Annotated in this window: 29 protein-coding genes; 15 read left to right on the plus strand and 14 right to left on the minus strand. The window is 40.8% G+C overall.

Features of this window, described 5'->3' with window-relative positions; translation table 11 throughout:
• Positions 1 to 113: 113 nt before the first annotated feature.
• From AC5YCD_RS05930 to AC5YCD_RS05940, 3 genes are all read left to right on the plus strand, one after another.
• Positions 114 to 347 carry a hypothetical protein gene (locus tag AC5YCD_RS05930; protein ID WP_496129140.1) on the plus strand — a complete coding sequence of 78 codons (234 nt, stop codon included), beginning with the start codon at positions 114 to 116 and terminating at the stop codon, positions 345 to 347.
• Between the two features lie 132 nt (positions 348 to 479).
• Positions 480 to 1520, plus strand: a complete 1041-nt coding sequence (gene fba, locus AC5YCD_RS05935; RefSeq protein WP_496129141.1) for a class II fructose-bisphosphate aldolase — start codon at positions 480 to 482, stop codon at positions 1518 to 1520.
• 76 nt (positions 1521 to 1596) lie between these two features.
• Positions 1597 to 2445 (plus strand): EamA family transporter, encoded by an 849-nt coding sequence (locus AC5YCD_RS05940; RefSeq protein ID WP_496129142.1) that lies wholly within the window; start codon positions 1597 to 1599, stop codon positions 2443 to 2445.
• On the opposite strand, the gene AC5YCD_RS05945 is transcribed toward AC5YCD_RS05940, so the two are convergent.
• Together AC5YCD_RS05945 and nfsB are read right to left on the minus strand one after the other, a co-directional pair.
• Positions 2414 to 2644, minus strand: a complete 231-nt coding sequence (locus AC5YCD_RS05945; protein ID WP_496129143.1) for a hypothetical protein — start codon at positions 2642 to 2644, stop codon at positions 2414 to 2416. The genes AC5YCD_RS05940 and AC5YCD_RS05945 overlap by 32 nt on opposite strands.
• Before the next feature lie 106 nt (positions 2645 to 2750).
• A complete protein-coding gene (gene nfsB, locus AC5YCD_RS05950) occupies positions 2751 to 3404 on the minus strand; it encodes an oxygen-insensitive NAD(P)H nitroreductase (RefSeq protein ID WP_496129144.1) in 654 nt (217 codons plus the stop codon).
• A 161-nt stretch (positions 3405 to 3565) separates the two neighbouring features.
• On the opposite strand from nfsB, the gene hpaI reads away from it, so the two are divergent.
• Positions 3566 to 4360 (plus strand): 4-hydroxy-2-oxoheptanedioate aldolase, encoded by a 795-nt coding sequence (gene hpaI, locus AC5YCD_RS05955; RefSeq protein ID WP_496129145.1) that lies wholly within the window; start codon positions 3566 to 3568, stop codon positions 4358 to 4360.
• 31 nt (positions 4361 to 4391) lie between these two features.
• Here hpaI and AC5YCD_RS05960 read toward each other — a convergent pair whose 3' ends face one another.
• The gene (locus AC5YCD_RS05960) at positions 4392 to 5105 is read right to left on the minus strand and encodes a UDP-2,3-diacylglucosamine diphosphatase (RefSeq protein WP_496129146.1); all 714 of its coding nucleotides are present in this window, start codon (positions 5103 to 5105) and stop codon (positions 4392 to 4394) included.
• A gap of 86 nt (positions 5106 to 5191) precedes the next feature.
• A complete protein-coding gene (locus tag AC5YCD_RS05965) occupies positions 5192 to 5701 on the minus strand; it encodes a peptidylprolyl isomerase (RefSeq protein WP_496129147.1) in 510 nt (169 codons plus the stop codon).
• 168 nt (positions 5702 to 5869) lie between these two features.
• On the opposite strand from AC5YCD_RS05965, the gene AC5YCD_RS05970 reads away from it, so the two are divergent.
• A complete protein-coding gene (locus AC5YCD_RS05970; protein ID WP_496129148.1) occupies positions 5870 to 7582 on the plus strand; it encodes a glutamine--tRNA ligase/YqeY domain fusion protein in 1713 nt (570 codons plus the stop codon).
• Positions 7583 to 7677: 95 nt separating this feature from the next.
• Here the strand turns inward: AC5YCD_RS05970 and AC5YCD_RS05975 are convergent, their stop codons facing one another.
• From AC5YCD_RS05975 to tusD, 6 genes are all read right to left on the minus strand, one after another.
• Positions 7678 to 10368 carry a 3'-5' exonuclease gene (locus AC5YCD_RS05975; protein ID WP_496129149.1) on the minus strand — a complete coding sequence of 897 codons (2691 nt, stop codon included), beginning with the start codon at positions 10366 to 10368 and terminating at the stop codon, positions 7678 to 7680.
• Positions 10369 to 10563: 195 nt separating this feature from the next.
• Positions 10564 to 11079: a lecithin retinol acyltransferase family protein gene (locus AC5YCD_RS05980; RefSeq protein WP_496129215.1), complete on the minus strand. Its 516-nt coding sequence runs from the start codon at positions 11077 to 11079 to the stop codon at positions 10564 to 10566.
• Between the two features lie 81 nt (positions 11080 to 11160).
• On the minus strand, positions 11161 to 11472 hold the full coding sequence (locus tag AC5YCD_RS05985) for a TusE/DsrC/DsvC family sulfur relay protein (RefSeq protein WP_496129150.1): 312 nt from the start codon (positions 11470 to 11472) through the stop codon (positions 11161 to 11163).
• Between the two features lie 12 nt (positions 11473 to 11484).
• Entirely contained in the window at positions 11485 to 11754 is a 270-nt protein-coding gene (locus AC5YCD_RS05990; RefSeq protein WP_496129151.1) for a hypothetical protein, read from the minus strand.
• 11 nt (positions 11755 to 11765) lie between these two features.
• Positions 11766 to 12116, minus strand: a complete 351-nt coding sequence (locus AC5YCD_RS05995) for a hypothetical protein (protein ID WP_496129152.1) — start codon at positions 12114 to 12116, stop codon at positions 11766 to 11768.
• 44 nt (positions 12117 to 12160) lie between these two features.
• The gene (gene tusD / locus AC5YCD_RS06000; RefSeq protein ID WP_496129153.1) at positions 12161 to 12529 is read right to left on the minus strand and encodes a sulfurtransferase complex subunit TusD; all 369 of its coding nucleotides are present in this window, start codon (positions 12527 to 12529) and stop codon (positions 12161 to 12163) included.
• 56 nt (positions 12530 to 12585) lie between these two features.
• On the opposite strand from tusD, the gene AC5YCD_RS06005 reads away from it, so the two are divergent.
• Positions 12586 to 13593, plus strand: a complete 1008-nt coding sequence (locus AC5YCD_RS06005; protein ID WP_496129154.1) for an NAD-dependent epimerase/dehydratase family protein — start codon at positions 12586 to 12588, stop codon at positions 13591 to 13593.
• A 108-nt stretch (positions 13594 to 13701) separates the two neighbouring features.
• The gene (fumC, locus tag AC5YCD_RS06010) at positions 13702 to 15096 is read left to right on the plus strand and encodes a class II fumarate hydratase (protein WP_496129155.1); all 1395 of its coding nucleotides are present in this window, start codon (positions 13702 to 13704) and stop codon (positions 15094 to 15096) included.
• Positions 15097 to 15182: 86 nt separating this feature from the next.
• On the opposite strand, the gene AC5YCD_RS06015 is transcribed toward fumC, so the two are convergent.
• On the minus strand, positions 15183 to 15779 hold the full coding sequence (locus AC5YCD_RS06015) for a hypothetical protein (RefSeq protein ID WP_496129156.1): 597 nt from the start codon (positions 15777 to 15779) through the stop codon (positions 15183 to 15185).
• A 197-nt stretch (positions 15780 to 15976) separates the two neighbouring features.
• On the opposite strand from AC5YCD_RS06015, the gene AC5YCD_RS06020 reads away from it, so the two are divergent.
• Together AC5YCD_RS06020 and AC5YCD_RS06025 are read left to right on the plus strand one after the other, a co-directional pair.
• A complete protein-coding gene (locus AC5YCD_RS06020) occupies positions 15977 to 16468 on the plus strand; it encodes a hypothetical protein (protein WP_496129157.1) in 492 nt (163 codons plus the stop codon).
• A gap of 151 nt (positions 16469 to 16619) precedes the next feature.
• Positions 16620 to 17225 carry a nitroreductase family protein gene (locus AC5YCD_RS06025; protein WP_496129159.1) on the plus strand — a complete coding sequence of 202 codons (606 nt, stop codon included), beginning with the start codon at positions 16620 to 16622 and terminating at the stop codon, positions 17223 to 17225.
• Positions 17226 to 17258: 33 nt separating this feature from the next.
• Here AC5YCD_RS06025 and AC5YCD_RS06030 read toward each other — a convergent pair whose 3' ends face one another.
• On the minus strand, positions 17259 to 19043 hold the full coding sequence (locus tag AC5YCD_RS06030; RefSeq protein WP_496129160.1) for an acyl-CoA dehydrogenase family protein: 1785 nt from the start codon (positions 19041 to 19043) through the stop codon (positions 17259 to 17261).
• Positions 19044 to 19145: 102 nt separating this feature from the next.
• Between AC5YCD_RS06030 and AC5YCD_RS06035 the strand changes: the two genes are divergently transcribed.
• On the plus strand, positions 19146 to 20144 hold the full coding sequence (locus AC5YCD_RS06035; RefSeq protein ID WP_496129161.1) for a GlxA family transcriptional regulator: 999 nt from the start codon (positions 19146 to 19148) through the stop codon (positions 20142 to 20144).
• On the opposite strand, the gene AC5YCD_RS06040 is transcribed toward AC5YCD_RS06035, so the two are convergent.
• On the minus strand, positions 20122 to 21315 hold the full coding sequence (locus tag AC5YCD_RS06040; RefSeq protein ID WP_496129162.1) for an MFS transporter: 1194 nt from the start codon (positions 21313 to 21315) through the stop codon (positions 20122 to 20124). The two genes, AC5YCD_RS06035 and AC5YCD_RS06040, sit on opposite strands and share 23 nt — an antisense overlap.
• Entirely contained in the window at positions 21308 to 21751 is a 444-nt protein-coding gene (locus AC5YCD_RS06045) for a MarR family winged helix-turn-helix transcriptional regulator (RefSeq protein ID WP_496129163.1), read from the minus strand. Before AC5YCD_RS06045 ends, AC5YCD_RS06040 begins: the two co-directional genes overlap by 8 nt.
• Before the next feature lie 194 nt (positions 21752 to 21945).
• Between AC5YCD_RS06045 and AC5YCD_RS06050 the strand changes: the two genes are divergently transcribed.
• From AC5YCD_RS06050 to AC5YCD_RS06070, 5 genes are all read left to right on the plus strand, one after another.
• Positions 21946 to 22395, plus strand: a complete 450-nt coding sequence (locus AC5YCD_RS06050; protein ID WP_496129164.1) for a DUF2946 domain-containing protein — start codon at positions 21946 to 21948, stop codon at positions 22393 to 22395.
• A 114-nt stretch (positions 22396 to 22509) separates the two neighbouring features.
• The gene (locus tag AC5YCD_RS06055) at positions 22510 to 23931 is read left to right on the plus strand and encodes a cytochrome ubiquinol oxidase subunit I (protein ID WP_496129165.1); all 1422 of its coding nucleotides are present in this window, start codon (positions 22510 to 22512) and stop codon (positions 23929 to 23931) included.
• Entirely contained in the window at positions 23928 to 24935 is a 1008-nt protein-coding gene (gene cydB / locus AC5YCD_RS06060) for a cytochrome d ubiquinol oxidase subunit II (RefSeq protein WP_496129166.1), read from the plus strand. Before AC5YCD_RS06055 ends, cydB begins: the two co-directional genes overlap by 4 nt.
• A 9-nt stretch (positions 24936 to 24944) precedes the next feature.
• Complete coding sequence (locus AC5YCD_RS06065) at positions 24945 to 25052, plus strand: DUF2474 domain-containing protein (protein ID WP_122897694.1); 108 nt, start codon at positions 24945 to 24947, stop codon at positions 25050 to 25052.
• A gap of 118 nt (positions 25053 to 25170) precedes the next feature.
• Complete coding sequence (locus tag AC5YCD_RS06070) at positions 25171 to 25971, plus strand: hypothetical protein (protein ID WP_496129167.1); 801 nt, start codon at positions 25171 to 25173, stop codon at positions 25969 to 25971.
• The last annotated feature ends 15 nt before the right edge of the window (positions 25972 to 25986 follow it).

Below are 25986 nucleotides of genomic sequence, written 5' to 3' on the forward strand. Positions count from 1 at the left end.
AATCAAAGAGGTTGACTACGGTCAGCCTTTTTTTTATTGGTCTTCATCAAAGTGTCATATTAAGTTTTTAGAATCTGCTCAACTTAAAGCATCCTTGTTGCTAGGAAAACTAGATGAAATTGAAAATCACGCTTGCAGCACTTATCCTTGGTCCATTACTTTTAACAGGTTGTGGTAAAAAAGAAGCACCAGCAGAGGCAGGTGCAGAACAAGTGGCAACCACTGAAGCTACGACTGTTACTGCAGAACAACAAGCAGCAATTGATGCTATCGATCAACCTGTATTAGATGAAAACAATACAGATGTACCTCAAGAGATCGCTGATGCTGAGCCAAAGGTGCAATAGAGCGCACCTTAACATCAGTGAAGTGCCTAAAAGTCCTCGCAATCGCGGGGATTTTTTATGAAATAGTGTTTTTTGTTGCTGAATTACATGGCATGACCATGTAGAATATGCCGCATTACCTGGGAGGATATTATGGCTCTTATTTCATTGCGCCAGCTCTTGGATCACGCCGGCGAACATGCTTACGGCGTACCAGCGTTTAACGTAAACAACTTAGAACAAATGCGTGCGATCATGCTTGCTGCTGATCAAACCAACTCACCTGTTATTGTGCAAGCCTCTGCAGGTGCGCGTAAATATGCAGGCGCTCCATTCTTACGTCACTTAATTTTAGCGGCAATCGAAGAATGGCCACATATTCCTGTGGTAATGCACCAAGATCACGGAACCAGCCCTGATGTGTGCCAACGTTCAATTCAATTGGGCTTCTCATCAGTGATGATGGATGGTTCACTAGGTGAAGATGGTAAAACACCAACTTCATACGAATATAACGTGGATGTGACCCGTCGTACAGTACAAATGGCACACGCGTGTGGCGTTTCTGTAGAAGGCGAAATTGGTTGTCTTGGTAGCCTAGAAACAGGTATGGCAGGCGAAGAAGATGGCGTAGGCGCTGAAGGCGTTTTAGATCATTCTCAACTATTAACTTCTGTTGAAGAAGCAACTCAATTCGTTAAAGACACCAATGTGGATGCTTTAGCGATTGCGGTAGGTACTTCACACGGTGCTTACAAATTCACGCGTCCACCTACAGGTGATATTTTAGCCATTGACCGTATTAAAGAAATTCATGCGGCATTGCCAAATACCCATCTTGTGATGCACGGTTCAAGCTCTGTGCCACAAGAATGGTTAGCAGTGATCAATGAATACGGTGGTAACATCGGCGAAACTTACGGTGTACCTGTTGAGCAATTGGTTGATGCGATCAAACACGGTGTGCGTAAAATCAACATCGATACTGACTTACGTTTAGCCTCTACAGGTGCAATGCGTCGTATGATGGCTGAAAAACCAGCTGAATTTGATCCACGTAAATTCTTTGCTGCCACTGTTGAAGCAATGAAACAAATCTGTGTAGATCGTTACGAAGCATTTGGTACTGCGGGTAATGCAGACAAGATCCGTCCAATTTCTTTAGAGAAAATGGTAGGTTTCTACGGCAAATAATTTGCTATAGATTATCTTGTAAAAAAAGCCCACACTATGTGGGCTTTTTTTCGGCAGTTAGGATGCTAAAACAAGTATGGTATTTATTTTTTCTGCTGCTTTATGCAGTGTATTGGTATCAATTCTTCTAAAAATCGCCAAATTAAAAGGCTATCAGCCCTTACACATGATTAGCTGGAATTATTTAAGCGCGAGTGTTTTGTGTTGGCTGTGGTTTCAGCCAGATTTAACCCATATTTCTATACATGATACGCCGTGGTGGCTCATTATCGCTTTAGGGATCACTTTACCCAGCATTTTTTTATGTTTATCTCAAGCCTTAAACCATGCTGGAATTTTAAAAACTGAAATCGCCCAGCGACTTTCCGTGACTTTGTCCTTAACAGCAGCCTATTTTGTTTTTAATGAGAGTTTTAATGCTTTAAAACTACTTGGTATTGCTTTAGGGCTAGCGGCTATTGCTTTAATTTTATACTCACATCGTGGCGGCCAACAGGCATCCTCTCAGAGCTTAGTGTATTTGCTACTGGTATGGATCGGATATGCGCTAGTCGATGTATTGCTCAAATATACCACAGGTTTAGGGGTGCAATTGAGTGTGGCTCTAAACCTGATGTTTATTTGTGCTTTTATCATTTCTTTGAGCTTTATTAGGCTTCGCTATAAAACTTGGGGAAGTTTAAATAATATTGGGGCGGGTTTAATTTTAGGCTGCTTAAATTTTGCCAATATTGCACTGTATGTTAAAGCACATATGCTGCTCAAAGACAGTCCTGCGATTGTATTTGCCGGTATGAATATTTTAGTGGTGGTCTTGGGCGTTATGGCTGGTGTGTGGCTATTTAAGGAACAACTCAAACCAAGTTCGGTACTTGGCTTGAGTCTGGCTTTAATCAGTGTATTTTGCCTAGCATTTGCAATGTAACATGTAGGTAACTTTTGGCAACCAGCACAGGGTGCATAAACAGATCAATAGTTTCTGCACTACCTAACAAACGCCCTTGAGCTGAACAATGTGGACAGCACGGGTATTGATGTAAAGGATGTGCCTGTTCAAGACGCATATAAACTTGATGACAGCTGCCACATTCAAATTTCACGGGCAAGGGAGCAATAATTGACATAGTTATTCTACCGTTTTTATTTTGTATAGAATATACTCGATTTTTGTGAAGAAATTAAGTCATGAAGCGACCAATGGGCAAGCGAACTTGCCCAAGTTGTAACAATTTATAGATGAGTAAAAATTTGTGCTTTAGGTAGGCGTGATTTAGGCAGTTTGGCATTAAAATCATTTTCACTGCGATAACCTAAAGTCAGCAGTACAGATGGAATTAAACCTAAAGCATCCAGCCCAAGCTCTTGCGTCAGAATCTGCTCATCAAAACCACCAATTGGCGTAGTATCAATGTTTTCAATGCCTGCGGCAAGCAGCATTTGGCCTAAAGCAATAAAGGTCTGATTCTCTGCCCAGCGCCCAATATCACCTTTTTCATTGCGGTAATAATCAATATAACCTGTACGCGTGTCTTTTTGCCCTTGTTTGGCTTGTGCATCCTTAAAACGCCCACTTTGATCATCTTGCTGTAACAGTTGCTCTAAATGCTCAGCATTAATATCTGCTTTGGTACAAAATAAAATGGTATGTGAGGAATCTAAAACCTTAGGCGCGTTATAGGCATATTTACCCACTAAAGCTTGCGCAATGCGTTGCTTGGCTGCTGTATTGTCAGCGACAAAAAAATGCCATGGCTGGATATTAATTGAAGAGGGCGCAAGACGCAAAACTTCAAGCAATTGATTAAACTGCTCAGCCGGAATTTTCTTATTCGCATCATAGGCTTTAGTGGTATAACGACTTTGTAAAACTTTAAGCAGATTCATGTACAACGTCCAAAATTATTTTTAAGTTATTTTAGGATAAAATTCATGTTATTGGGCAGATATTTAAGCTTTTATTCACAGCTCTCACTGTATTTTAGACTTGGTCATTGGTCAAAAAAGGCGTATTAATAACAACAAGAATACACATGAAGACAGCCAATATGAGATTTGAGAACCATTTTAAACAGCGCTTAAAGACTCAACAGCAAATTGGTTTATGGGTTGGGCTTGCTGATGCTTATGGCACTGAAATTGCCGCCAATGCTGGTTATGACTGGTTATTGATTGATGGTGAACATGCACCGAGTGATCTAAGAACTACATTGGCGCAGCTACAAAGTATTGCGGCCTATCCATCACAAGCTGTGGTGCGTCCACCCATTGGCAGCGTGCAGTTAATTAAGCAACTATTAGATATTGGCGCGCAGACTTTACTGATTCCAATGATTGAAAGCGTTGAACAAGCTGAGCTGATGGTCAAAGCCGTACGTTATCCGCCCTATGGAATCCGTGGGGTTGGGGCGGCGCTGGCGCGTGCCACACGTTGGAACAGTATTCCCAATTATTATGCCACAGCCCATGAAAATATCTGCTTGCTGATTCAAATTGAATCTGTCGCGGGTTTAGAAAACTTAGATGCGATTTTACAAGTCGAGGGGATTGATGGTATCTTTATTGGCGCAGTGGATCTATCTGCCACCATGGGCTATGAAGGCAATCCGAATCATCCTGAAGTACAAAAAGCCGTGATCGATGCGATTAAACGGATTCGTATGGCAGGTAAGGCGGCAGGAATTTTATCCACCACGCATGAAGTTACGCAGCAGTATTTAGATTTAGGTACAGAGTTTGTGGCTGTGGGAGTAGATACCAGTGTGTTGATGAACGCATTGCGCGACTTATTGGCGCAATATAAAAACGATACCAATCGGCCTAAAATTGAAGCTGGCTATTAACTGCTCGAAAAGCCTACATGGTTAGGCTTTTTTAGTATTTAAATTCTGATAGTTGCCAGTCTGACTTAGTGTCATTGATAACCAAAATTTGCGCGCTATTTTCACGCCAATCACCGAGTACAATACGCGGTTTACCCTCTACATCATGAATATTCGGACGATGGGTATGACCATGAATCAGCACATCGACCTCTTGTAAGGCAAGTTCGACGGTCTGCAGGTTAACATCCATCACGCTATAGCTTTTCACTTGATTGGCTTGTTGACTTTTTTTACGAAAACCATTGGCGAGTTTTTGTCTAAAACTTAAAGGCGTGGCTTTTAATAGCCTAAGCAAAAGCGGATTGCGGATAATTCTTTTAAAGCGTTGATAGGAGACATCATCGGTACATAAACCGTCGCCGTGTTCTAAACGAATCCGTTGCTTATTCACTTGAATATGATGAATATCGTTTAACAAAATGCCATGAAACTGATCCAGAAACTTCTGTCCTAAAGCAAAATCACGATTGCCCACCAAGAAGTAGACTTGATTGCCTTGTTGATGAAATTTTTCTAAGGCGCTCACAATGTCATTGAGCCATGGTGCAGGATTGTCATCACCAATCCACGCATTAAACCAATCACCTAAAATATATAGTTGGGTATGTTGATCTTGATACTGGTTCAATAAAGCCAAAAACCCTCGAATGAGTCGAGGGTGTTCAGGTGACAAATGTAAATCAGCGATAAACAGATAGGTCACAATCGATTCCTTTGAATCTCCCTAAATCCCTCTTTATCAAAGAGGGACTTCTCCTCCCTTTCATAAAGGGAGGTCGGGAGGGATTCTTATTCAGAAATGATTTTTGCAGATTCAATCACAACGTTTTCTAGAGGAACGTCAGCGTGGTAGCCACGGTTGCCTGTGCGAACGCCTTTAATTTCGTTGACAACGTCCATACCCTCAACTACTTTACCAAATACAGCATAACCCCAGCCCTGTGCAGTTTTGCCAGTGTGGTTTAAGAATGTATTGTTAGATACGTTGATGAAGAATTGTGCAGAAGCAGAATGAGGTGCTTGCGTACGTGCCATTGCAATGGTACCGATGTCATTGCTTAAGCCGTTATCTGCTTCGTTTTCAATTGCATCACGTGTTGCTTTTTCTTTGAAGTTTTCGTCCATGCCGCCGCCTTGGACCATGAAACCATCAATCACACGGTGGAAAATTACGCCGTCATAGAAACCGTCACGTACGTACTGTAAAAAGTTTTCAGCAGTTTTTGGTGCTTTTTCTGTATTCAGTTCAAGAACAATACGGCCTTTATTGGTGTTTAATTCAACTTGAGGAAAACTCATTGGGTAATCTCCTAAACATGGACACTAAAGCCATGGGTTTTTTGGTTGAGAGAAGCATAAGCAAACTGTAAACTACATAGCAAGCAAAAAACGTGATTTTCTTTGTGAAAAACTGGAAAACGCGTTTTAATTATCCTAATTTTTTATTTTAGAAGTGATTTTACTGTTATGAAGCCAAATGATGTTGTTGCGTCTCTGCCAAATACCAATGCCTCAGTCGATGCTGCGCAGCAAGAACAACAGCCAGGCTTAGACTTTGTACGTCAAGTCATTACTGACGACTTAGCTGAGGGGCGTACGCAAAAAGTGGTGACGCGTTTTCCACCTGAGCCAAATGGTTACTTACATATTGGTCACGTGAAAGCCATCTGCTTAAACTTTGGTATTGCGGAAGAGTTTGGTGGTGCATGTAACTTACGTTTTGACGACACTAACCCAGATGCTGAAGAACAAGAATATGTAGATGGGATTGCTAACGATGTAAAATGGTTAGGCTTTAACTGGGATGGCGCACCACGTTATGCATCAAGCTATTTTGATCAACTCTATACATGGGCGATTCAGCTGATTAAGCAAGGTGATGCCTATGTGGATTTACAAAGCCCGGAAGAAATTAAGTTAAACCGTGGTAACTTTATTGAACCAGGTAAAAACTCTCCGCAACGTGATGCCAGTGTAGAAGAAAACCTTGAGCGTTTTGAAAAAATGCGCAGTGGTGAATATGCAGAAGGTCAAGCGGTCTTACGTGCTAAAATTGACATGACGTCACCAAACGTACATATGCGTGACCCAATTATGTACCGTATTTTGCATTCCGAGCATCACCAAACGGGCGATACGTGGAAAATTTACCCAATGTACGACTATGCGCATCCATTATCAGATGCGATTGAAGGCATTACCCATTCATTGTGTACTTTAGAATTTGTCGATCACCGTCCATTCTATGATTGGGTTGTGGCAAAAGTACAATCACCATCGGTACCACGTCAGTACGAATCTAGCCGTCTAAATGTAGATTATACCATTACCTCTAAGCGTAAATTACGTCGTTTAGTGGAAGGTGGTTATGTACAAGGGTGGGACGACCCACGTATGCCAACGGTTGTCGGTATGCGTCGCCGTGGTTTTACTCCTGAAGGCTTACGTGACTTCTGTAAGCGTGTTGGTGTCACTAAAGTTGATGGCAGTATTGTTGATGTGGCGATGCTTGAATTCTGTATCCGTCAGTCTTTAGAAAATACTGCGGCACGTGGTATGGCGGTACTCAATCCACTGAAAGTGACTTTAACCAATCTACCAGAAGCGATGGATTTGGTTCATGCACGTCATCCAAATGTGGATATGGGCGAACGTATTATTCCATTGACCCAAGAAATCTTTATTGATCGTAAAGACTTTGAAGAAGTGGCACCAAAAGGCTTTAAACGTTTAATTCCGGGCGGTGAAGTTCGTTTACGTCACGCGTACGTGATTAAATGTGACGAAGTGATTAAAGATGAAAATGGTGAAGTGATTGAGCTGAAATGTTCGATTGACCCAGCCACTTTAGGTAAAAATCCTGAAGGTCGTAAAGTGAAAGGTGTGATCCACTGGGTATCTGCGACAAAAGGTGTAAAAGCAGAAGTGCGTATTTATGATCGTTTGTTTACAGAAGCAGACCCAGAAGTGGGTGATGATTTCTTGGATAACTTAAACCCTGAATCACTCAAAGTGGTTGAAGCGATTGTGGAACCTGCTTTGGCGACCGCACAGCCTGAAGATCGTTTTCAATTTGAACGTGAAGGTTACTTCGTGGCGGATCAACATGATCACAGCAGCGAAAAACCAGTGTTTAACCGCATTTTAGATTTAAAAGATAGCTTTAAACCGGCTAAATAATCGACTCTACAACACAGGCATATTCTGTTTGAATGTGGTGGCTCAAGTTTAACTTCAACAAGACCTTTAAAAGCTCAACTTCGGTTGGGCTTTTTTTATATGGCTTTAAAACGTGACTGAAACTCGGCTAAAAATGGAGTGATTTGGTACGTATGGGCTTTGGCATAGCGCTGTTCGCTACGCTTTTTACGAAAGCTTGTGATGATTAATTTAGACTTGGCCCGAGTGATGGCAACATAAAGTAAACGCTGTTGCTCAGTGAAGAGGTGTAACCCCTCTTGTTGATGTAATGGATCAGGAGAGTGTAATTTTTTAATAACTGGATAACTCGGAAAATAACGGTCAACTAAATCAGGCAAAATAACCTGATCAAACTCTAATCCTTTCGCACGATGCATGGTGCTGACAATCACATAGTCATTGTGGGTAATTAAATCTGACTCTTTGGCATTTTGGTAGAAATCTAAGGCTTTTTGCCAGTCACTTAAGCTACGTAAGGATGCAAAGTGCAGTTGACTATGTCGGCCAAGTTTATCTTGTAGTTGCTTGCGTTCAGATGGCTCATATTGTGCATAGAGATGGGGTAAATGCTGCTGAACATAATCAAAAAATAAATCCATGAGCGCCTCAAGATTGAAACTATGCTTGGATAGATAGTACTGGGCGGCTTTAAATAAAGGACTAAACTTGATATTAAAGTGTTCTAAGCAAGTTTGACTACGCTGATATAAACCTACCATCGCCTGCTGATTTTCAGTTATTTTATGGGCAATCATCGGCAATAGATTAAAACCTGCTTTCACATCATCTAAAGCATTATGGCTATTGATGCCTTGGAGTTGAAAGGTATTGAGTAAATCTCCTAGCTTATACGAACTTAAATGTGGATACAGTTGCCGCATCAATTGCAGTGAGCAAAATTTTATACGCTGTAGATACTTTGGCAGTACATCAGGTGCATAGCGTTTTAAGTTTTCAATCAGCATTTGATCATCAAAGTGCAGATGATGTGCAATTAAGGCATACGGTTCGCTTTGATCAAGTAGCTTTTTAATTTGTATAGAAAAATCCTGTGCGTGCTGTTGTAACAGCACCGCACTAATCTGATGAATTTTTTGGCTTTGGCTTAAGTCTTGTTGGCTATGGCAATAGAGGTCTAATTCCTGTTCTGAGTTAAAGGCTGCAATTTGAATAACGTCATCTTGCGTTGGATTGAGGCCTGTGGTTTCAGTATCAATAAATAGCAGTTGCTGTTGTTGATACAGATATAAAAACAGCTCATGTTGAGAGGCAAAGCCATCGGGCACCTGCTGAAAATCCTGTAGCGTTAAACCATAATGTTTTAAATCATGTTGTAATTTAATCGCTGCGAGTTCTGCATCTAAGTGAGCCAAATGCCGTGGCGGATGCATTTCGATATTGCCAAAATGCCAAAGCATACGTGCCCAAGCAGCCTGATCATTTTGGCTGATTAAACAGCGCCAAAACGCGATAAAATCTAAATAGATAGGGCGGCTGAGTAAATCATGTTGGGTGACACAAAAATGTGTAATACCTTGCTGCTGCAGCTGTTGGGAGAATGCTTGAACCTGTTGATTGCTGTGGCATAAAACTGCACTGGTGTGCTGATCGTGGCAGGCTTGGGCTAAAATCTCAAAAATCGCAGCATACTGTTGATCATCAAATTCACGCTGTATATGTATGAGGGCAGATGGATCTGCAGCTTGAGTGGCTTGCGCTGCAATAAAAAATTGCTTGCTGAAATGAGCTTGCCGATAGGCATTGCTTAAGTCAACTAGATTTTCAGGATTACGAAAATTCTCCAGCAAATGATAAGCCTGCTGACCCAAGCGTTGGGTGGTGACTTCAATCGAGGCACCTAGAAAACGATAAATCGACTGATCTACATCACCTAATAGTACTAGGTGAGCGTCGGGTGCTTTTAAATAATCAATAAACAACCAATGCAGTGGAGATAAATCCTGTACTTCATCAATTTGTAGCCAGCTATACTGCTGAGTAGGCGCTGTTGCTTGTCGAATGAGTTGCTGTAACAATAAATCATCATAATCTTGGACTTGATAATAGTGTTTGAGCTCCTGATATTGGGCCTGTACATACACCGCACAAGCCAAGGCGAGATGAATGTCATCAGCAGCAATATTTTCATCTAAACATTTTAGTTGCTGCCAAATAGACTGTTTATGCTGTAGATTGAGTAAAGCACTAGCTGAGCAAAGCAGCGGTAAAATAAGGCAGCGAATTTTTTCAATTTGCCATGCATGATAAGCTTTATGGGCAAAAATGGCTTGTTGAGCATGTTCAATCTGCGACTGATCAAAGCTTAAAATGGCTGTAGCATCTAAGTTAAACTGTTGATAACAGCTAAAAAACTCTGCTTGAATATACGAGAAAGACTGACTTAATAAATAATTAAGCTGGTGCATACTTTGCTGTAACAATTTTTGTTGCAAAGCGCTTTGCATTAAGCCTGCTGGCTGTTTTTGCTGCTGCTGGCGCATAAAACAATAGCGATGTAAATTACCAATAAACAAGTTCTGTGGCAGTTGTCCTAAACGTTGTTCAATCTGAGCGCGCATATTTAAAGCAGCACGATTGGTAAAGGTTAAGCACAGCATCTGTGCTGGCGCTATGCCTTGTTGCAAGGCCTGATAAATGCGCTCAGTTAAAATGGCTGTTTTGCCGCTCCCCGCAGGTGCAAGGCAAGCGTGTTGACCTCTAGATAAGGCAATCACATGTGCTTGGGCAGGACGAAAAGACAACATAACAACTAAAAGGAATGCGCGGTCAAGGAGTGTTACTATAACAAAAATAGGCCATGTTCAACATCGCATCAATCTTTTGCATATAAGCTACCAGTTGCGCAATTTAATTCGATTGACACAGAAGCTAAAAATTTGCCTATTTAAAGTGAAATATCATTTTCATTTTCTTATAATGCTTTGATATACAGTGATTTTTTATTTATGTTGTTTTAATGCATTCATTGCTTTGGCTTTATCACGGAGCTTTTTTTTAATATACAACACCAAAGCAAAGCAGGTGGTGGTAATGGTCAAGAGCATACCGTTCATATAGCTCAAAATCGAACTAATGTAGCCAATGGTGGTAAGACGATTCATCATCATTACCACTTGTGGGCTACTTTCCACCCCTGTAATGGCCCAAGTGCATAAATGTTCACAATTGTTAATGATGAGATGGTAATTATTTTCGTGCATACGTGAACGCATGCGCCTAACCACTTTACGCCCTTGATATTTAGGCTGTTGATAATGCTGAATATGAATTTTTTTGCCACGACTAAAATGTTGCAAAGTAGTGATCTCAATCGGATGTTTCTTAAAAAGATGAGCAAAACCTGAATAATGAATGACACGACCACGCCCAGCATAAATACCATGATGAGAATAGCCTAAGTGTTTCACCACCAAATGGGCACCTAAACGATAATGCGTTTTAGAATTTTGCTGCATTGTCATGATACGATGACTCAGAAAAAAGCACCTTAAAAGAGCATATTGCATGAGCGCCAACCTCAAGATTGGCCCACTTGCTTATAAACAATTGGCAGGTTTAGGCACCCCGGCCAAACGACTTAAATGACGTGCCACTAGTCCAGTGTTAAAACGAGCTTGTAATAGGGCATTATCAATCTCAGGACTCACTGTTTTCATTAAAAATTTAATCAAGGGGCGAGTTGCAGGCGAATGACCAAATTGTTGATAAAAAGCGCGCACTGCATGTAAAACTTCAAAATGCCAAGCGGTTAACTCAAGTTCTAGCGTTTGTGCTAATTCTTGCGCAACTTGTTCATTCCACACAGTATAATCAACTAAATGACCATCTTGGTCTAAAGCTAAACTCATAATTTCACTCGTTTATTTAAAGCGTATACAACGTTGATAACTTAAACTTAAATCTGCAAACTCAGCATAAGACAAAACCTGGATTTGCTCAGGCATAGCCGTCAACATGTGTGCATCGTGTTCTAAAATATAGGCTTGGCTAAACCTAAAACTTTGAGCTTGAAGTACCGCATCACCCATAATTACAACCGCATCACCTTGCTGATAGATGCACTGCAACTGAGTTAGAGCGCGTTCAGTTGCTGCATAATCAGATTGAATCAAATACAAACAATTTGACATGATGTTTTACCTTACCAATACAGCACATGTTGAAATTGAGCTAAAAACTCAGCATTAAAATCAATCACTTGTAGTTCTTGTTGCGCATGAACAACAAATGGGTTGGTAGCCTGCTCACGCGATATTAAAATTGGGCTCAAGTCATAAAACTCAAAGCTATCAACCATATTAGAGGCCACTTTAAAAGCATGTTTGAGTCTATCAAAGCTGAGATCGGATTTTAATAAGCTTAAGGCAGCATCTTGTAGTAACACCTTTACCTCACAGCCAAAGGTGGCTAAAACCATGGTGGCGGCTAAGCTTTCATGCACTTGCAGACTGCTTAAATTGGGATGGTTTAAAATAACCAATACAGATTTCACACAATTTACCTTTTTAAACGCAACAATGTTGCAAAAATAACCACTTAGAATTGAAGAATGCGCTCTGCACTTTGTACAGCGTCAGCCAGTTCACCTAATCCCACCAACTCAAAATGAGCTGCTAGGTTATGTTGTTCAAGCTGATGTCGCTTAGCATTTTCAGGATCGGTAATACCACGTGCTAAAGCTGCACTTACGCATACTGGTAAACGAATACCCAACTTTTGCCATTCTTGACTTAAGTTGCGTTGATCATCAGGTTGCCATTGCAACGTGTTAGCTACATAAACACCATCTTGATAGAAAAATACACGAAAATTGTGCTGTTTTTCCTGTAAGGCTTGAGCCAGACCGAGCGCATGCCAAGCGTGGATAGTGCTTGGAGCGGAGGTAATCAGTAATAAAGTAGACATGGCATCTCATTGTCCCCCACGGGACTTTAGACTTCATAACAAAAAGGTAGTATACAATGATTTTAGTGACGGGTGGTTTAGGCTTTATTGGCTCCCACATTGCATTAAGCCTTATGGCGCAAGGCCAAGAAGTGGTCATTGTGGATAATCTTTCCAATGCCAATATGCAAATTTTACAACGTCTTGAATATAGTTCGGGCATGTTTGTACCTTTTGTTAAGGTGGATATCCGAAATACGCCTGCCTTGAATAAAGTCTTTGAACAATATTCAATTGATGCTGTTGTACATTGTGCAGGTTTTAAATCCTTGCATGAGTCTGCGCTCAAACCGCTGGAATATTATAATGATAATGTCAGTTGTATCATGAGTTTATTGCGTGCTATGCAACGCACTGGTGTACGTAATTTAGTGCATTTATCAAGCCTTACTGTCTATGGTCAATCCAGTTTAAGCTTAGATGAAGATACCCCCATTCATTATAATTTCCCAAACCCTTATATTAAATCCCAGCAAATGATTGAACAAATCATTCAAGATACCTTTGCCACAGACAGTGAATGGAAAATTGCCATTTTACGTTTGGGGAATGTTGCGGGTGCATTTGGTAATGGAGTGTTAGGTGAAATTATCGCACCATTACCTAAAAATATTTTACCATTGGCTTTACAAGTTGCGGCCGAACAGCGAGATCTTGTTGAACTACGTCAAGATGCTGTCACCCAAGACCATACTGTAGAGCGGAGTTTTTTACATGTCATGGATGCCAGTCGTGCCGTGATTGCTAGCTTAAAATGGTTATTCCAACAGCATAATGTCTGTGAAGCGTTTAATATTGCCGGGGATGTGGTATCTATTCAGCAATTGCTAGATCAAGTAGCAGAAGTGACTCAAAAACCTATTCCTGTACAGACCGCAATTGCGCATAGTGAAAGTGAAATTGCCGAATTGGGCAGTCAGTCAAGCAAAGCACAACACATCTTAGGTTGGACAGCTGAACATAGCCTTAAAGACATGATTCAGGATCAGTGGGAATTTTATCAAAATGTCCTCAATGGTCAGTAATGTAAATAATTATCATTTACTAAACTTTAAGCTTACATTAGAATAAATTTTCCAGCCATAGCATACGGGTTGTGCTAAAGCCAATAATTGAAAAAACAGAGGTTGAACATGTCGACACGTATTGAACATGACACGATGGGTGAGGTTGAAGTACCAAGCGAAGCCATGTGGGGCGCACAAACACAGCGTAGTCTACAAAACTTTAAGATTGGTAATGAGCGTTTGCCGCGTCCAATGATTCGTGCGATGGGCTTAGTCAAAAAAGCAGCGGCACAAACCAACGCAGCGTTAGCACAAATGCCTGAACAGCTTGCCACTTATATTGTGGATGCTGCTGAAGAGGTGATTGCAGGGCAGTGGGACAGTCAATTCCCGCTTGTGGTTTGGCAAACTGGTTCAGGTACGCAAAGCAACATGAACTGTAACGAAGTGATTGCCAATATTGCTAACCAGAAACTCGGTAATACTTTAGGTTCTCAAAATCCTGTGCATCCAAATGATCATGTCAATCGTGCCCAGTCGACCAATGATTCCTTTCCTACTGCCATTCATGTGGCAGCAAGTTTACAAATCAACGAATTATTGATTCCTGCGGTGACAGCGCTACGCAATACCCTAGATGCGAAAGCGCAAGAATTTAATGATATTGTAAAAATTGGTCGTACTCATTTACAAGATGCAACGCCACTCACCTTAGGTCAAGAATTTAGTGGCTATGTATCACAGCTTGATCATAGTTTAAAACGCCTAAACCAAGCATTAGAAGGCTTATACGAATTACCGCTTGGTGGTACTGCGGTAGGTACGGGGCTAAATGCGCATCCTGACTATGCAGTCAAGGCTGCAGCGCAATTGGCAACTTTAACCGGTTTACCTTTTGTCACTGCACCCAATAAATTTGAAGCTTTGGCAGGGCGTGATGCTGCGGTATTTGCTTCAGGTGCTTTAAAAACCCTTGCGGCAAGTTTAAATAAAATTGCCAATGATATTCGTTGGTTAGCCAGTGGCCCGCGCTGTGGTTTTGGTGAAATTCGTATTCCTGAAAATGAACCAGGTTCAAGTATTATGCCAGGTAAAGTCAACCCAACTCAAAGCGAAGCTATGACGATGGTAGTGGCACAAGTCTTGGGTAATGACACCACGATCAATATTGCGGGGGCTTCTGGTAACTTTGAGCTGAATGTATTTATGCCTGTGATTGCCCATAACTTATTACAATCGATTCAGTTATTAGGTGATGCGTGTAATAGCTTTAATGAGCACTGTGCGGTGGGTATTGAACCAAACCGTGACAAAATTGATCATTTCTTACATAACTCACTGATGTTGGTGACTGCATTAAATCCTGTAATTGGTTATGAAAATGCCGCTAAAGTGGCTAAAACGGCTTATAAAGAAGGTAAAACTTTAAAGCAAGTTGCAGTTGAACTCAATTTAGTGACGGAAGAGCAATTTGATGCTGTGGTAAAACCTGAAGAAATGGTTGCACCAAATGTAAAGTGATTGAAAATGTTTGAACTGAATCAGCTGTTATGTAATAGCAGCTGATTCTTTACATTAGAAAAAATCAATCACCAATGTATATGCTGCTACTTCATATCTTGTAATATTTTTTTAAGATTTCTTATATTATTCATAGTGTTTTGATATGCATCTGAATAGCGAACTTCAGGAGCATCTATCCATGTGGCGAGCGCACCCTTGGTATGCTCTTGATATTCACGACTAGGATTTTGGTTGATTAAAGCGATTTTGAATGCGCAGATTTTCGTCAATTTTTCGGTCAAATCTTCAATCTTTATACTGTTTTTATTGGATTTTAAGGAAAGCTGCTGCACTTTATCCCTAATGCAATGTAGATTCTTTAAGATCTCACTCAAATCTTCTGCAATATTATTTGAAAGATTTATATGTTCATCGTTTTCATGGTCAATATTGGTTTCGTTCGACAAGTTGTACAAATATTGAGAATTTTCTCGATCAGATTTTTCAAAATATTGGATTGATTTTTCTAACTCGTTAAAACACATCATAATTTCATATTGTAATGCTGAATAAGCTTCAAGAGATGAGCTCTTTTTCTGTAATTGAAAACCTCTGAAGCTTAATATGGCAATAATTACTAGATTCAATATAGCAACAATTGCCTGTATAGCACCGCTATACTTTTGAAGATAATCAATCATAAGCTTAACCTATAAAAATATTATTTTGATGATGCTTTATCAAGAATAAGTGATAATTGGAAACAACATTGAATAAATTGTCATAGTTGCTAAAATACACTTCGTTTTTTACTGCTATTTTATTTTTATTTTGCATCGTTTTTCCATGCTTTAAAATAAATTTATGAAAAATAGCATCTTACTTACAGGTTCTCTCAATGCTTTCTATTTATTTAACAGATGTTCGTAAACAAGTACAATTTAAGGATTATCCGGGTGAACATCCTGTTAAATTTATTCTCAATTTTAAAAAGATTTTCCCAAGTGTCATGGAACTGATTTTACCTGTATTACCAGATAACGAAAACCTAGAAGAAATGACATGGGAATCCACCAGCAAAGATTTTGAAATCTTTAAACTACTATTGAGTGGTTGGGGTGTGGTTGAATTACGTTTAAGCGCGATTGCACAATTTAAAAATAAAAACTTTGCAGATCAATTAGTTAAAAAAGCGCAACAGCAACGTAAACAATGGTCACAAAAAAATCCAAAACTCTCTAATATGGAATTAGACTATTTATTGTTGCACCATATCCATACTTTAATTGATGCTGAGTTGGTTGAAGTGGGTGAGAAATTCTACTTACCAAGCTTACGTGATCTTTGGAAAGCGTATGTGTCACAAAACGTGCTGAGTGCACAAATCTAAATTATCTAAAATCCTCCCATGCGGAGGATTTTTTTAGCATAAAAATTGCATAATTTTTCAGGTAAAAATACAAGCATGCGCTTTCATATCAAAGCTTGCTTGTTAAAATGCCTTGAAAGATATTTACTTTAACAACAAACAGGAAAATTCTATGTCAAATCAGTTTTTAGACTTAATTCAACAACGTCGTACGATTTATGCCATTGGTAAAAATGTACAACATAGCCCAGCATATTTAACTGATTTGATTCAAAACGCCATTAAACAAAGTCCATCTTCATTTAATTCACAGTCATCACGCGCCGTGATTTTATTTCATGCAGAACATGAAAAATTTTGGAACTTTGTAAAAGAAGCGTTAAAAGCCTATGCCAAAGATGCAGAAGGCGCAGCCAAAACTGATGCAAAAATGGATAGCTTTGCCGCAGGCGTAGGTACAGTTTTATTTTTTGAAGATCAAGATGTTGTGGCAAGTTTGCAAGCCAGCTTCCCATCTTATGCAGAAAACTTTCCGATTTGGGCAGAGCATTCAACAGCAATTGCCCAATTTGCAACATGGACAGCATTGCATAGCGAAGGTGTAGGTGCATCCTTACAGCATTATAATCCAGTGGTTGATGCACAAGTGCATGCCGAATGGGAAATTCCAAGCAGTTGGAAACTACGCGCACAATTGGTATTTGGTTCAATTGAAGGTGAACCAAAAGAAAAAGCCTATATGGATGATGCTGCACGCTTTAAAGTGTTTGGTGCATAAAGCAAAAAAGCCACTCAATTGAGTGGCTTTTTATTAGAACCAATCAGCTTGCATATCTAAACAGGTACGATCAAAGCGGGTTAAAATCGCAGCATGTTGTTCAATTTGCGGTAATTCCCAAGTGATAAAATAACGAGCCGCGTGTAATTTGCCTTGCCAAAAATCAACATCTTCTTGTTGGGTGGAGCAAGCAAAACGCTGTGCAGCATGATTGGCCATGTCTAACCATAACCAAGCAATGACCACTTTGCCCATTAGATCTAAATATAGGCTGGCATTGGCAAGGCTTAAATCTACATTACCTTGGTGTAAATGCTGCCCTAAAGTCGTTGTAGTATTTTTGGCAGTGGTTAAATGAGTGCGGAAAATCTCCGCCAGTGGCACAAGATCAGCATGACTGACTTGGCCTAAGGTATGCTCAATACGCGCTAATAACAGCTCTAACCCCCGACCTTGATGTTGCCATAATTTACGTGCCAATAAGTCTAAAGCTTGAATACCTGTGGTGCCTTCATGAATCGGATTGAGGCGATTGTCACGATAGCACTGTTCGACTGGATAATCTTTGGTATAACCAGCTCCACCAAGCACTTGAATGGCCAAATCATTGGCTTTAGGGCCATATTCAGAGGGGAACGATTTGACAATCGGGGTCAATAGATCGAGTAAAATATGATGATCTTCAGAGGATAAGCCATGCGCATCATCAATGAGGCGTGCAGCAAATAAGCACAGTGCTAAACTGCCTTCTACATACGCTTTTTGCGCCAATAGCATCCGTTTGACATCACTATGCTCAATAATATTGACAGGGCGACTATGCGCATTTTTTTCGCTTGGTAAGCGACCTTGTGGACGCTGTTTAGCATAGTGTAATGATTCTAAATAGCCACGATAACCAATCATGGCAGCACCGAGTCCCACACCAACCCGCGCTTCATTCATCATTTTAAACATATAGCCTAAGCCACGACCGGCTTCATCAATTAAATAGCCTAAGCATTGGTCTTTTTCACCAAAATTCAGCACGGTAGACGTTGTACCACGATAGCCCATTTTATGCAGTAAGCCTGCCAACTGTACATCATTACGCTCAGCTAAACTGCCATCTTGGTTCACTAAAAATTTAGGCACGATAAATAAAGAAATGCCTTTAACGCCGTCTGGCGCACCTTCAATACGTGCCAACACCAAATGCACGATGTTCTCGGTAATATCTTGATCGCCACCAGAAATAAACATTTTTTGACCTTTAATCAAATAATGCTCACCGTGTGGTGTGGCTTTGGTGGTTAAATCACCTAAAGAAGAACCGACATTAGGCTCGGTTAAGACCATAGTGCCGGCAAAACGACCGTCTAACATCGGTTGTAAAAAGCGTTGTTTTTGTTCATCTGTACCAAAAGCATGAATAACATTGGCTGCGGCAGAAGTTAAAAAAGGGTAGGCGACTGAGCTTGGATTGGCGGACATAAAGAGCGCTTTTACGGCCATATGAATCAATTTAGGCAGCTGCATACCGCCTAAGGCTTCATCGTGCTGTGCTCCAATAAATCCTGCTTGGGCAAAATGCTGCCATGCCGTTTTTAGCTCAGCAATGGTTTTAACCTGCTGACCATCAAATTCAGGTTCATGTTGGTCGGCTTTAGCATTGTGCGGCGCAAAATGTTGTGCGGCAATTTTATGCGCCGTGTCTAAAATACTGTCAAAGCTCTGTTGGTCATAAGCTTGGTACCGTGTATATTGGCTTAAGTTTTGTGCTTGAAAAACATCGTAAAGTAAAAAATTTAAATCTTTCCAATTAATCAGTTGTGTCATGCTTGATCCAGCGTTATTAGTTTTTAGTGCTGAGTATAAAAAGATGCAAAGCCAAGCAACATTGTTCATAATGACAGCAAACAAGCGAAAAATGACATAAGCATGCAAAATAATAAAATTAAAGTGGTGGTGGCAGGCTTTGATGGTGCTTTAGCATCCGCCATTACAGGTATTGTGGATTTATTGTCTTTATCTGGGGTGAGTTGGAATCGTATTCAGCAACAGCATATTCAGCGCCTATTTGAGGTGAAATTGGCTTCACCTGATGGCGGGATGATTCATTGTATCAATGGATTAAAGATTCAGGCCCATATGGCGTATCACCAGATTCAACAGCCAGATGTGTTGGTGATTCCGACCATTGGTGGTCCGATTGAAGCCATTTTGGCTCAGCAAAGCCATCTCATTACGCTAATTCGACGCATGCATCAGCAAGGTGTGTGTTTGGCCAGTAATTGTACCGGCAGCTTTTTTTTAGCCGAGGCAGGTATTTTAAATGGTAAAACTGCCACTACTCATTGGGGGTTTGAACGCGAGTTTCGTGCCCGTTATCCCGATATTCATTTGCAACCTGAACAAATGATTAGCCGTGATGGTCATATTTATAGTGCTGGCGGTGGTTTGGCTTGGTTTGACTTGGGCTTGCATTTTATTGAGCGTTTTTATGGCTTTGAAATTGCTATTGAAACGGCGAAATCTTTTGTGATTGATTATCAGCGCGAGAGTCAATTGTCTTATGCGTTATTTCGGATTTCCAAACCGCATCAAGATTTACTCGTACAACAGATTCAAAAGTTTTTAGCTGAACATTTAGCGCACAGTATATCCTTAGAAGATTTAGCCCAACAGTTTAATCTGACTACACGCACGCTCATTCGTCGTTTTAAAGCTGCGCTTGATGTGCCGCCTAATCGCTATATTCAGGCTATGCGGATGGAAGCGGCACAAAAACGTTTAGAGCAAACCGAGCAAAGTATCGACCAAATTATGCTCGCCGTGGGTTATCAAGATCCAAGTTCATTTCGGCGGTTATTTAGGCGTCATACTGGCCTTAGCCCCTTGGAATATCGCCGTCGTTTTAGCCGTTCGGTTTCGGCTTAAGATGCCGTGCATGTAGTACATAATACAAGCCAATAGCAGCTAAACTGGCAATTGCGCTATACAGGTATAATTGACTATAGCCAATATGATTTAATGCCAAGCCTAAAAAATAAGGCCCAAAACCTAAACCAGCATCTAGAAAAATAAAGAAGGTCGAGGTAGCAAAGCCCATACGTGCCAAATCAGTACTTTTAATGGCAATGGTTTGACAAACCGATTGAATATTACCGTAGCCTAAGCCGAGTAACGCGGCACTCAAGAGTAAGCCAGTCGCTGTTTCCACTTGGCTTAAGGTGAGTAAACCTAGGGCCATAAGGATAAAAGCAGGGTACATAATGATGTTTTCACCTTTACGGTCCATCAATGGTCCAGTAAATGGTCGCGAAATTAAAATTGCCACGGCATACATTAAGAAAAATACTGAGGCAGTTTCGACTAAGTTAATTTCTTTGGCATAAAAATTAATATAAGACAACACGCCTGAATAACAGCTAGACACCAATAGAATCACGACCCCAATTGGAATCGCTTTTTTTTCTATGATTTTGGAGATGAAGTCGTTGGGTTCATCAAGGCGATGAGCAGCAGTTTTGCTAGTAATAATCGCATCAGGGACAGCTAAACATAGACCAATCAAAAGGCACATGAGAGCAAAGCCACTTGATAAAGCAAAAATGGCGTTATAACCTAAATGCAGCATCATCCAAATTGCGACAAATGGGCCAATTGCGGTGCCTAAGGTGCTACTCATACTAAAATAGCCAATGCCTTCGCCACGGCGTGTGGGTGGCAGAATTTGTGCAATGATAGTACCCAATACTGTAGAGGCCAAACCCATCATAAAACCATGTAGAAAACGAATCACCAGTAAGCCACTGACACCAACAGGTAAAAAATACAACAAGGATAAGATAAAGAAGCCACTTAAGCCAATCAGCATGGTGGTTTTACGCCCAAAGCGTAACAGTACTTGACCTACCACCAAACGTCCCACCAAGGTGCCGACAATAAACAAGCCAGAAATTAAGCCTGCGGCAGCCGTAGAGGCCTGTAATTCTGTAACTGCATAGCCCACAATCACAATGACCAGTAAATAAAACACCATCACTAAAAAAAAGTTAATGGCGCTGACCAAAATAAAATTACGCGTCCATAATCGTGCTTCAGACATGAGTCGCTCCTTGTTCAGACATTTCTAAACGCGCAATCAGCGTATGCAGAGTAGTTAGGCTATGTTGTAATTGACTTGCATCGATACCTTCTAACCACTGTTGCTCAAGCTCGTCAATCTGTTTAGCACAGTGGGTAAATAGCGTTTGACCTTGCTGATTTAACCTGAGTTTTTTCTCACGTTTATCCTCGCTGTTTAACTGCTCTAACAGCCCAAGTTGGTTGAGGGTATGAATGCGTTTGGCAATGGCAGGCTTAGACACATTTAAATAGTGTGCAATTTCAATACTGGTGCAGCTGTATTTGAGTTGGAGCACATACATGACTTGCCACAGGGAGTAATTGAGTTGATACGGTAGGAGAAGTTGATTGACTTGATCACTGATCAGACGGGCAGTGTGTAGTAAAGCAGTGCGAAATTTAAGTGCAGTAGGCATTAATAGTTAACTAGGGTAACCAAATTAAAGCTACTTTACGCCTGTCTAAAAAATTGATCAATAAAAAAACAAAAAAAATGCTAAAAAGACTTTTAAAATATGTTTTTATAATCTATATTAGTCAAATGTAAACTTTTGTATATCTTATAGATCAAAGGTTTAGCAAAATTTCTGTCCTTTTTTAGGATCTGGTGATGCTAAGACGTAGTGGTTTACTGTTGGCTTTTGCTACAGTACTTTTACAGTTGGCGGTTCACTTACAACCGCTATTACCGGAGCAATATCATATTGCCCCGGCGTGCCACTCATTGACCCATCATTTACTCACGCGTGCTTTAGATGACCATAGCCCTGAGCATAATTCTAGCCATGCAGAGCAAACGCTGCTTGAGGCTTGGGATTTAAAGCAACTTCTCACCGCACATCATCAGCATGTGCATGATCCATATCATCATCATTGCCAATACTGTACCGTGTATGGCGATATCGTGTTGCCTTTAGATTTGCATGTCAAACAAGTGATTGATCGCATTCAAGTACGTTATTTGGCTTTTGTTGAGAATAGCAGTCATGTCTATTTTGCACTGCAACGTCTTTTTTTAATGCCACAAGGTCGGGCGCCGCCTTTTGCTCTGTCACTTTAAATTCTTGTTTTTAAATTTTGACTGAGTAATAGATATGTTGTGTTTTATCTTTGTCCAATTGAAGTGGGCAGGGCGATTTGTTGCCCAAAATCAATCTAATTTAGAGGTGGTCGTATGAACTTAGGTCTCACCGCATTAGAGTTGGCACGGATTCAGTTTGCATTTACTGTGTCCTTTCACATTATTTTTCCTGCAATTTCGATTGGTTTAGCCAGCTTTTTAGCTGTGCTTGAATACCGTTGGTTAAAAACCCGCGATCCTGTCTATCAAGATTTATTTAAATTTTGGGTCAAAATTTTTGCGGTTGCCTTTGGGATGGGCGTGGTGTCTGGGGTAGTGATGAGCTACCAGTTTGGTACCAACTGGAGTGAGTTTTCCCGTGTTGCAGGCAGTGTCACAGGTCCACTTCTGACCTATGAAGTGTTAAGTGCTTTCTTTTTGGAAGCGGGCTTCTTGGGCATTATGTTATTTGGCTGGGGACGTGTTGGGCCAAGAGCACATTTTTTTGCCACCTTAATGGTTGCGGTTGGTACTTGTATTTCCATGTTCTGGATTTTATCGTCAAACAGTTGGATGCAAACCCCACAAGGTTTTAGCATTCAAAACGGTTTAATTGTGCCAGAAGACTGGTTTGCGATTGTGTTTAACCCCTCATTTCCATATCGCTTTTTACATATGGCCGCTGCGGCATTCTTAGTATCTGCTTTGTTAGTGGCTGCGACGGCTGCTTGGCATTTGCTTAAAGGTCGCCGTGATCGTTTAGTCAAAACCTCTTTTTCCATGGCGCTATGGATGATTCTCGGTTTAGCACCTCTACAAGCCGTGATTGGTGACTTTCATGGTTTAAATACCTTAGAGCATCAACCTGCCAAACTTGCAGCGATTGAAGGACATTGGGAAACCAACCATGATCATGGTATGCCACTGTATTTATTTGGTATTCCAGATATGCAAGCCGAAGAAACCAAATACGCGATTGGAATTCCAAATTTAGGCAGCTTGATTATGACCCATACTTTAGATGGTAAGGTCACAGGCTTAAAAGAATTTGCCCCAGAAGATCGTCCTAATTCATTGGTGGTGTTTTGGAGCTTCCGTATCATGGTTGGCTTAGGCGTGTTGATGATTATCTTGGCACTGTGGGGGTTATGGTCACGTCGTAAAGAGCGTTTATACGAAAATAAAAATTTACAACGCTTTGCTTTAATCATGGGCCCATCTGGTTTTATTGCGGTACTGGCAGGTTGGTTTACCACAGAGGTGGGGCGTCAACCGTGGGTGGTCTATGGGGTCATGCGTACCAAAGATGCTTTATCTGCGGTATCGGCTGAACAAGTGGGCTTTACCTTAATTATATTTGTAGTGGTGTACTGTGTGGTTTTTGGGATTGGCATTTACTACATGCTACGCCTGATGCACAAAGGCCCAGAGTTTATTCATTCGCAAGCTGCCAATGAAGAAGAGGTGATTTTAGCTTCAAAACGCCCATTGAGTAGTGTCAAAGAAGGCCTTGATCAACAGGAGGATCAGTTATGATTGATTTATCATTAATTTGGGTGGTCATTATTGCACTGGGCGTCTTTATTTATGTAGTGCTCGATGGTTTTGATTTAGGCATTGGCATTTTATTTCCATTTATTCATGACCAACAAGAACGTGATGTGATGATGAATACTGTTGCACCAGTCTGGGATGGTAATGAAACATGGATGGTGCTTGGTGGTGCGGCTTTGTTTGCAGCCTTTCCTGTGGTCTATGCCACGGTTTTATCTGCGCTGTATTTACCGATTATTTTTATGGTCATTGCGTTGATTTTCCGTGGTGTAGCGTTTGAGTTTCGTTTTAAAGCCACACGCTCTAAACATTGGTGGGATCGAGCTTTTATTTGGGGCTCAATGGTGGCGAGTTTCTGTCAGGGTGTGATTTTAGGTGCTTATATCCAAGGCATTCCAACCAATGAATTAGGGGTGTATACCGGTCAAGGTTGGGATTGGTTAACACCATTTTCGTTGTTTACGGGTGTGGGGGTAGTGGTATTGTATGCTGCTTTAGGTTGTGGTTGGCTGATTTTTAAAACAGCCGATCAACTACAAAAGGTGATGTATGAATTAATGCCCAAATTACTTATGGCACTGTTCATTATCTTTGCAGCGGTCAGTATTTATACCCCGATAGCACATCCGAGTATTGCAGCGCGTTGGTTTAATCCAGATTTAATCGTGTATTTAAGCCCAGTACCGTTGTTGGTGGTTATTTTTACCTTTTTAGCGATTCGTGCTTGCCGTCATGGTGATGAGCTTAAACCGTTTATATATACTTTGGCCTTGGTGTTTTTAGCTTATAGTGGTTTTATCATCAGCCTATGGCCTTACATCATTCCACCAAGTCTGACCATTTGGCAGGCAGCTGCGCCACAAAGCAGTCAATTGTTTGCCCTAATTGGTGCGTTAATCTTAATCCCGATTATTTTGATGTACACGATTGTCTCTTATTGGGTATTTCGTGACAAAGTTCGCGTTGGGGATTCAGGTTATCACTAGGAGTTAAAGATGAAACTTTCACAAACACAATGGTTTATTGTTTTGTGGGTGGCAGGCTTTGCAGCCTTGGCTTTGATTGCAGGTTTTTTTCGCTTATTGGTGCAATGGGCCTATTAAGTGAAATGTGTTCTAAAATGGCGCGTTTAACGCGCCATTTTTATGACGAACAGTACAGAAAATCAGCAGCATATTTGCTAGAATAGTCGGCTTTATTGGCGATCAAGTGGATTGTACTGTGTCTTTAGAATTGCAAAATATTTTTCATGCATTCGCGCTTTCTAAGCAAAACCTCACTCATATTTTGGCATATCTAAATTGTGCAGATATGGCTGAGTTAGATCAAGCGTTAGAGCAGGCCACAGGACAACGTCAAGCACAAGCCAGTAAACTGTATCTGTTACAACAAAGCCAGCAAAACCCTTCTATTTCTTATGCAGTTGCACCGCTATTAAGCAGTGTTTTAGATTATCCCACCCATTATCTGGCTCAAGCGGAAAATTGGTTGCTTGATTTTTATGAAAATTACTTCCGTATTGATGCACTGGCGTCAGCCAAAACCCAATCTTTAACTGATATGCAACTGTGCTTAGATTTAGTCACATCAGAGTTAACAGATGTAGAGTTTTACATTGCAAGCTTACTCCAAGCTTTATACGATCCAACGACCCGCAGCATTGTCACGTTGGGGAGCACCCAATTGATTGCTGAATTAAAGCAGCAAATTCAAGCCTATTATGGCGTGCAGATCTTAGAAATTGTACAGCCATTTAGCAGTGTTAAACTCTCTGAACTAGAATTGAAAAAATTATTTTGGAAACGTAAAGACGCTCATTTAGCGCAAGTCAGTCAGTCGATTGCTTATGACAACTCGCGTATGGTGGCTCAGTTATGTCAGTTATCCCGTACCGATGCAGAGCGCTTTATTGAAGACTTAATGTATGGTGAGCACGTTTTTGAAAAAGTATCAGTGCTCGGTGAGTTCAGCGATACCATTTATAAGCATCAGCTTGAACAGCAGCATAAGTTGATTGCCTAATGCGTGTTTGCCAAG

It is taken from the genome of Acinetobacter sp. CY05 (genome assembly GCF_059515805.1).

Excerpts from the sequence above, each read along its gene's own strand:
- AC5YCD_RS05930 (WP_496129140.1), top strand. The coding sequence starts at position 114 with ATGAAATTGAAAATCACGCTTGCAGCACTTATCCTTGGTCCATTACTT.
- fba (WP_496129141.1), top strand. The coding sequence starts at position 480 with ATGGCTCTTATTTCATTGCGCCAGCTCTTGGATCACGCCGGCGAACAT.
- AC5YCD_RS05940 (WP_496129142.1), top strand. The coding sequence starts at position 1,597 with ATGGTATTTATTTTTTCTGCTGCTTTATGCAGTGTATTGGTATCAATT.
- AC5YCD_RS05945 (WP_496129143.1), bottom strand. The coding sequence starts at position 2,644 with ATGTCAATTATTGCTCCCTTGCCCGTGAAATTTGAATGTGGCAGCTGT.
- nfsB (WP_496129144.1), bottom strand. The coding sequence starts at position 3,404 with ATGAATCTGCTTAAAGTTTTACAAAGTCGTTATACCACTAAAGCCTAT.
- hpaI (WP_496129145.1), top strand. The coding sequence starts at position 3,566 with ATGAGATTTGAGAACCATTTTAAACAGCGCTTAAAGACTCAACAGCAA.
- AC5YCD_RS05965 (WP_496129147.1), bottom strand. The coding sequence starts at position 5,701 with ATGAGTTTTCCTCAAGTTGAATTAAACACCAATAAAGGCCGTATTGTT.
- AC5YCD_RS05970 (WP_496129148.1), top strand. The coding sequence starts at position 5,870 with ATGAAGCCAAATGATGTTGTTGCGTCTCTGCCAAATACCAATGCCTCA.
- AC5YCD_RS05975 (WP_496129149.1), bottom strand. The coding sequence starts at position 10,368 with ATGTTGTCTTTTCGTCCTGCCCAAGCACATGTGATTGCCTTATCTAGA.
- AC5YCD_RS05980 (WP_496129215.1), bottom strand. The coding sequence starts at position 11,079 with ATGCAGCAAAATTCTAAAACGCATTATCGTTTAGGTGCCCATTTGGTG.
- AC5YCD_RS05985 (WP_496129150.1), bottom strand. The coding sequence starts at position 11,472 with ATGAGTTTAGCTTTAGACCAAGATGGTCATTTAGTTGATTATACTGTG.
- AC5YCD_RS05990 (WP_496129151.1), bottom strand. The coding sequence starts at position 11,754 with ATGTCAAATTGTTTGTATTTGATTCAATCTGATTATGCAGCAACTGAA.
- tusD (WP_496129153.1), bottom strand. The coding sequence starts at position 12,529 with ATGTCTACTTTATTACTGATTACCTCCGCTCCAAGCACTATCCACGCT.
- AC5YCD_RS06005 (WP_496129154.1), top strand. The coding sequence starts at position 12,586 with ATGATTTTAGTGACGGGTGGTTTAGGCTTTATTGGCTCCCACATTGCA.
- fumC (WP_496129155.1), top strand. The coding sequence starts at position 13,702 with ATGTCGACACGTATTGAACATGACACGATGGGTGAGGTTGAAGTACCA.
- AC5YCD_RS06015 (WP_496129156.1), bottom strand. The coding sequence starts at position 15,779 with ATGATTGATTATCTTCAAAAGTATAGCGGTGCTATACAGGCAATTGTT.
- AC5YCD_RS06020 (WP_496129157.1), top strand. The coding sequence starts at position 15,977 with ATGCTTTCTATTTATTTAACAGATGTTCGTAAACAAGTACAATTTAAG.
- AC5YCD_RS06025 (WP_496129159.1), top strand. The coding sequence starts at position 16,620 with ATGTCAAATCAGTTTTTAGACTTAATTCAACAACGTCGTACGATTTAT.
- AC5YCD_RS06030 (WP_496129160.1), bottom strand. The coding sequence starts at position 19,043 with ATGACACAACTGATTAATTGGAAAGATTTAAATTTTTTACTTTACGAT.
- AC5YCD_RS06035 (WP_496129161.1), top strand. The coding sequence starts at position 19,146 with ATGCAAAATAATAAAATTAAAGTGGTGGTGGCAGGCTTTGATGGTGCT.
- AC5YCD_RS06040 (WP_496129162.1), bottom strand. The coding sequence starts at position 21,315 with ATGTCTGAAGCACGATTATGGACGCGTAATTTTATTTTGGTCAGCGCC.
- AC5YCD_RS06045 (WP_496129163.1), bottom strand. The coding sequence starts at position 21,751 with ATGCCTACTGCACTTAAATTTCGCACTGCTTTACTACACACTGCCCGT.
- AC5YCD_RS06050 (WP_496129164.1), top strand. The coding sequence starts at position 21,946 with ATGCTAAGACGTAGTGGTTTACTGTTGGCTTTTGCTACAGTACTTTTA.
- AC5YCD_RS06055 (WP_496129165.1), top strand. The coding sequence starts at position 22,510 with ATGAACTTAGGTCTCACCGCATTAGAGTTGGCACGGATTCAGTTTGCA.
- cydB (WP_496129166.1), top strand. The coding sequence starts at position 23,928 with ATGATTGATTTATCATTAATTTGGGTGGTCATTATTGCACTGGGCGTC.
- AC5YCD_RS06065 (WP_122897694.1), top strand. The coding sequence starts at position 24,945 with ATGAAACTTTCACAAACACAATGGTTTATTGTTTTGTGGGTGGCAGGC.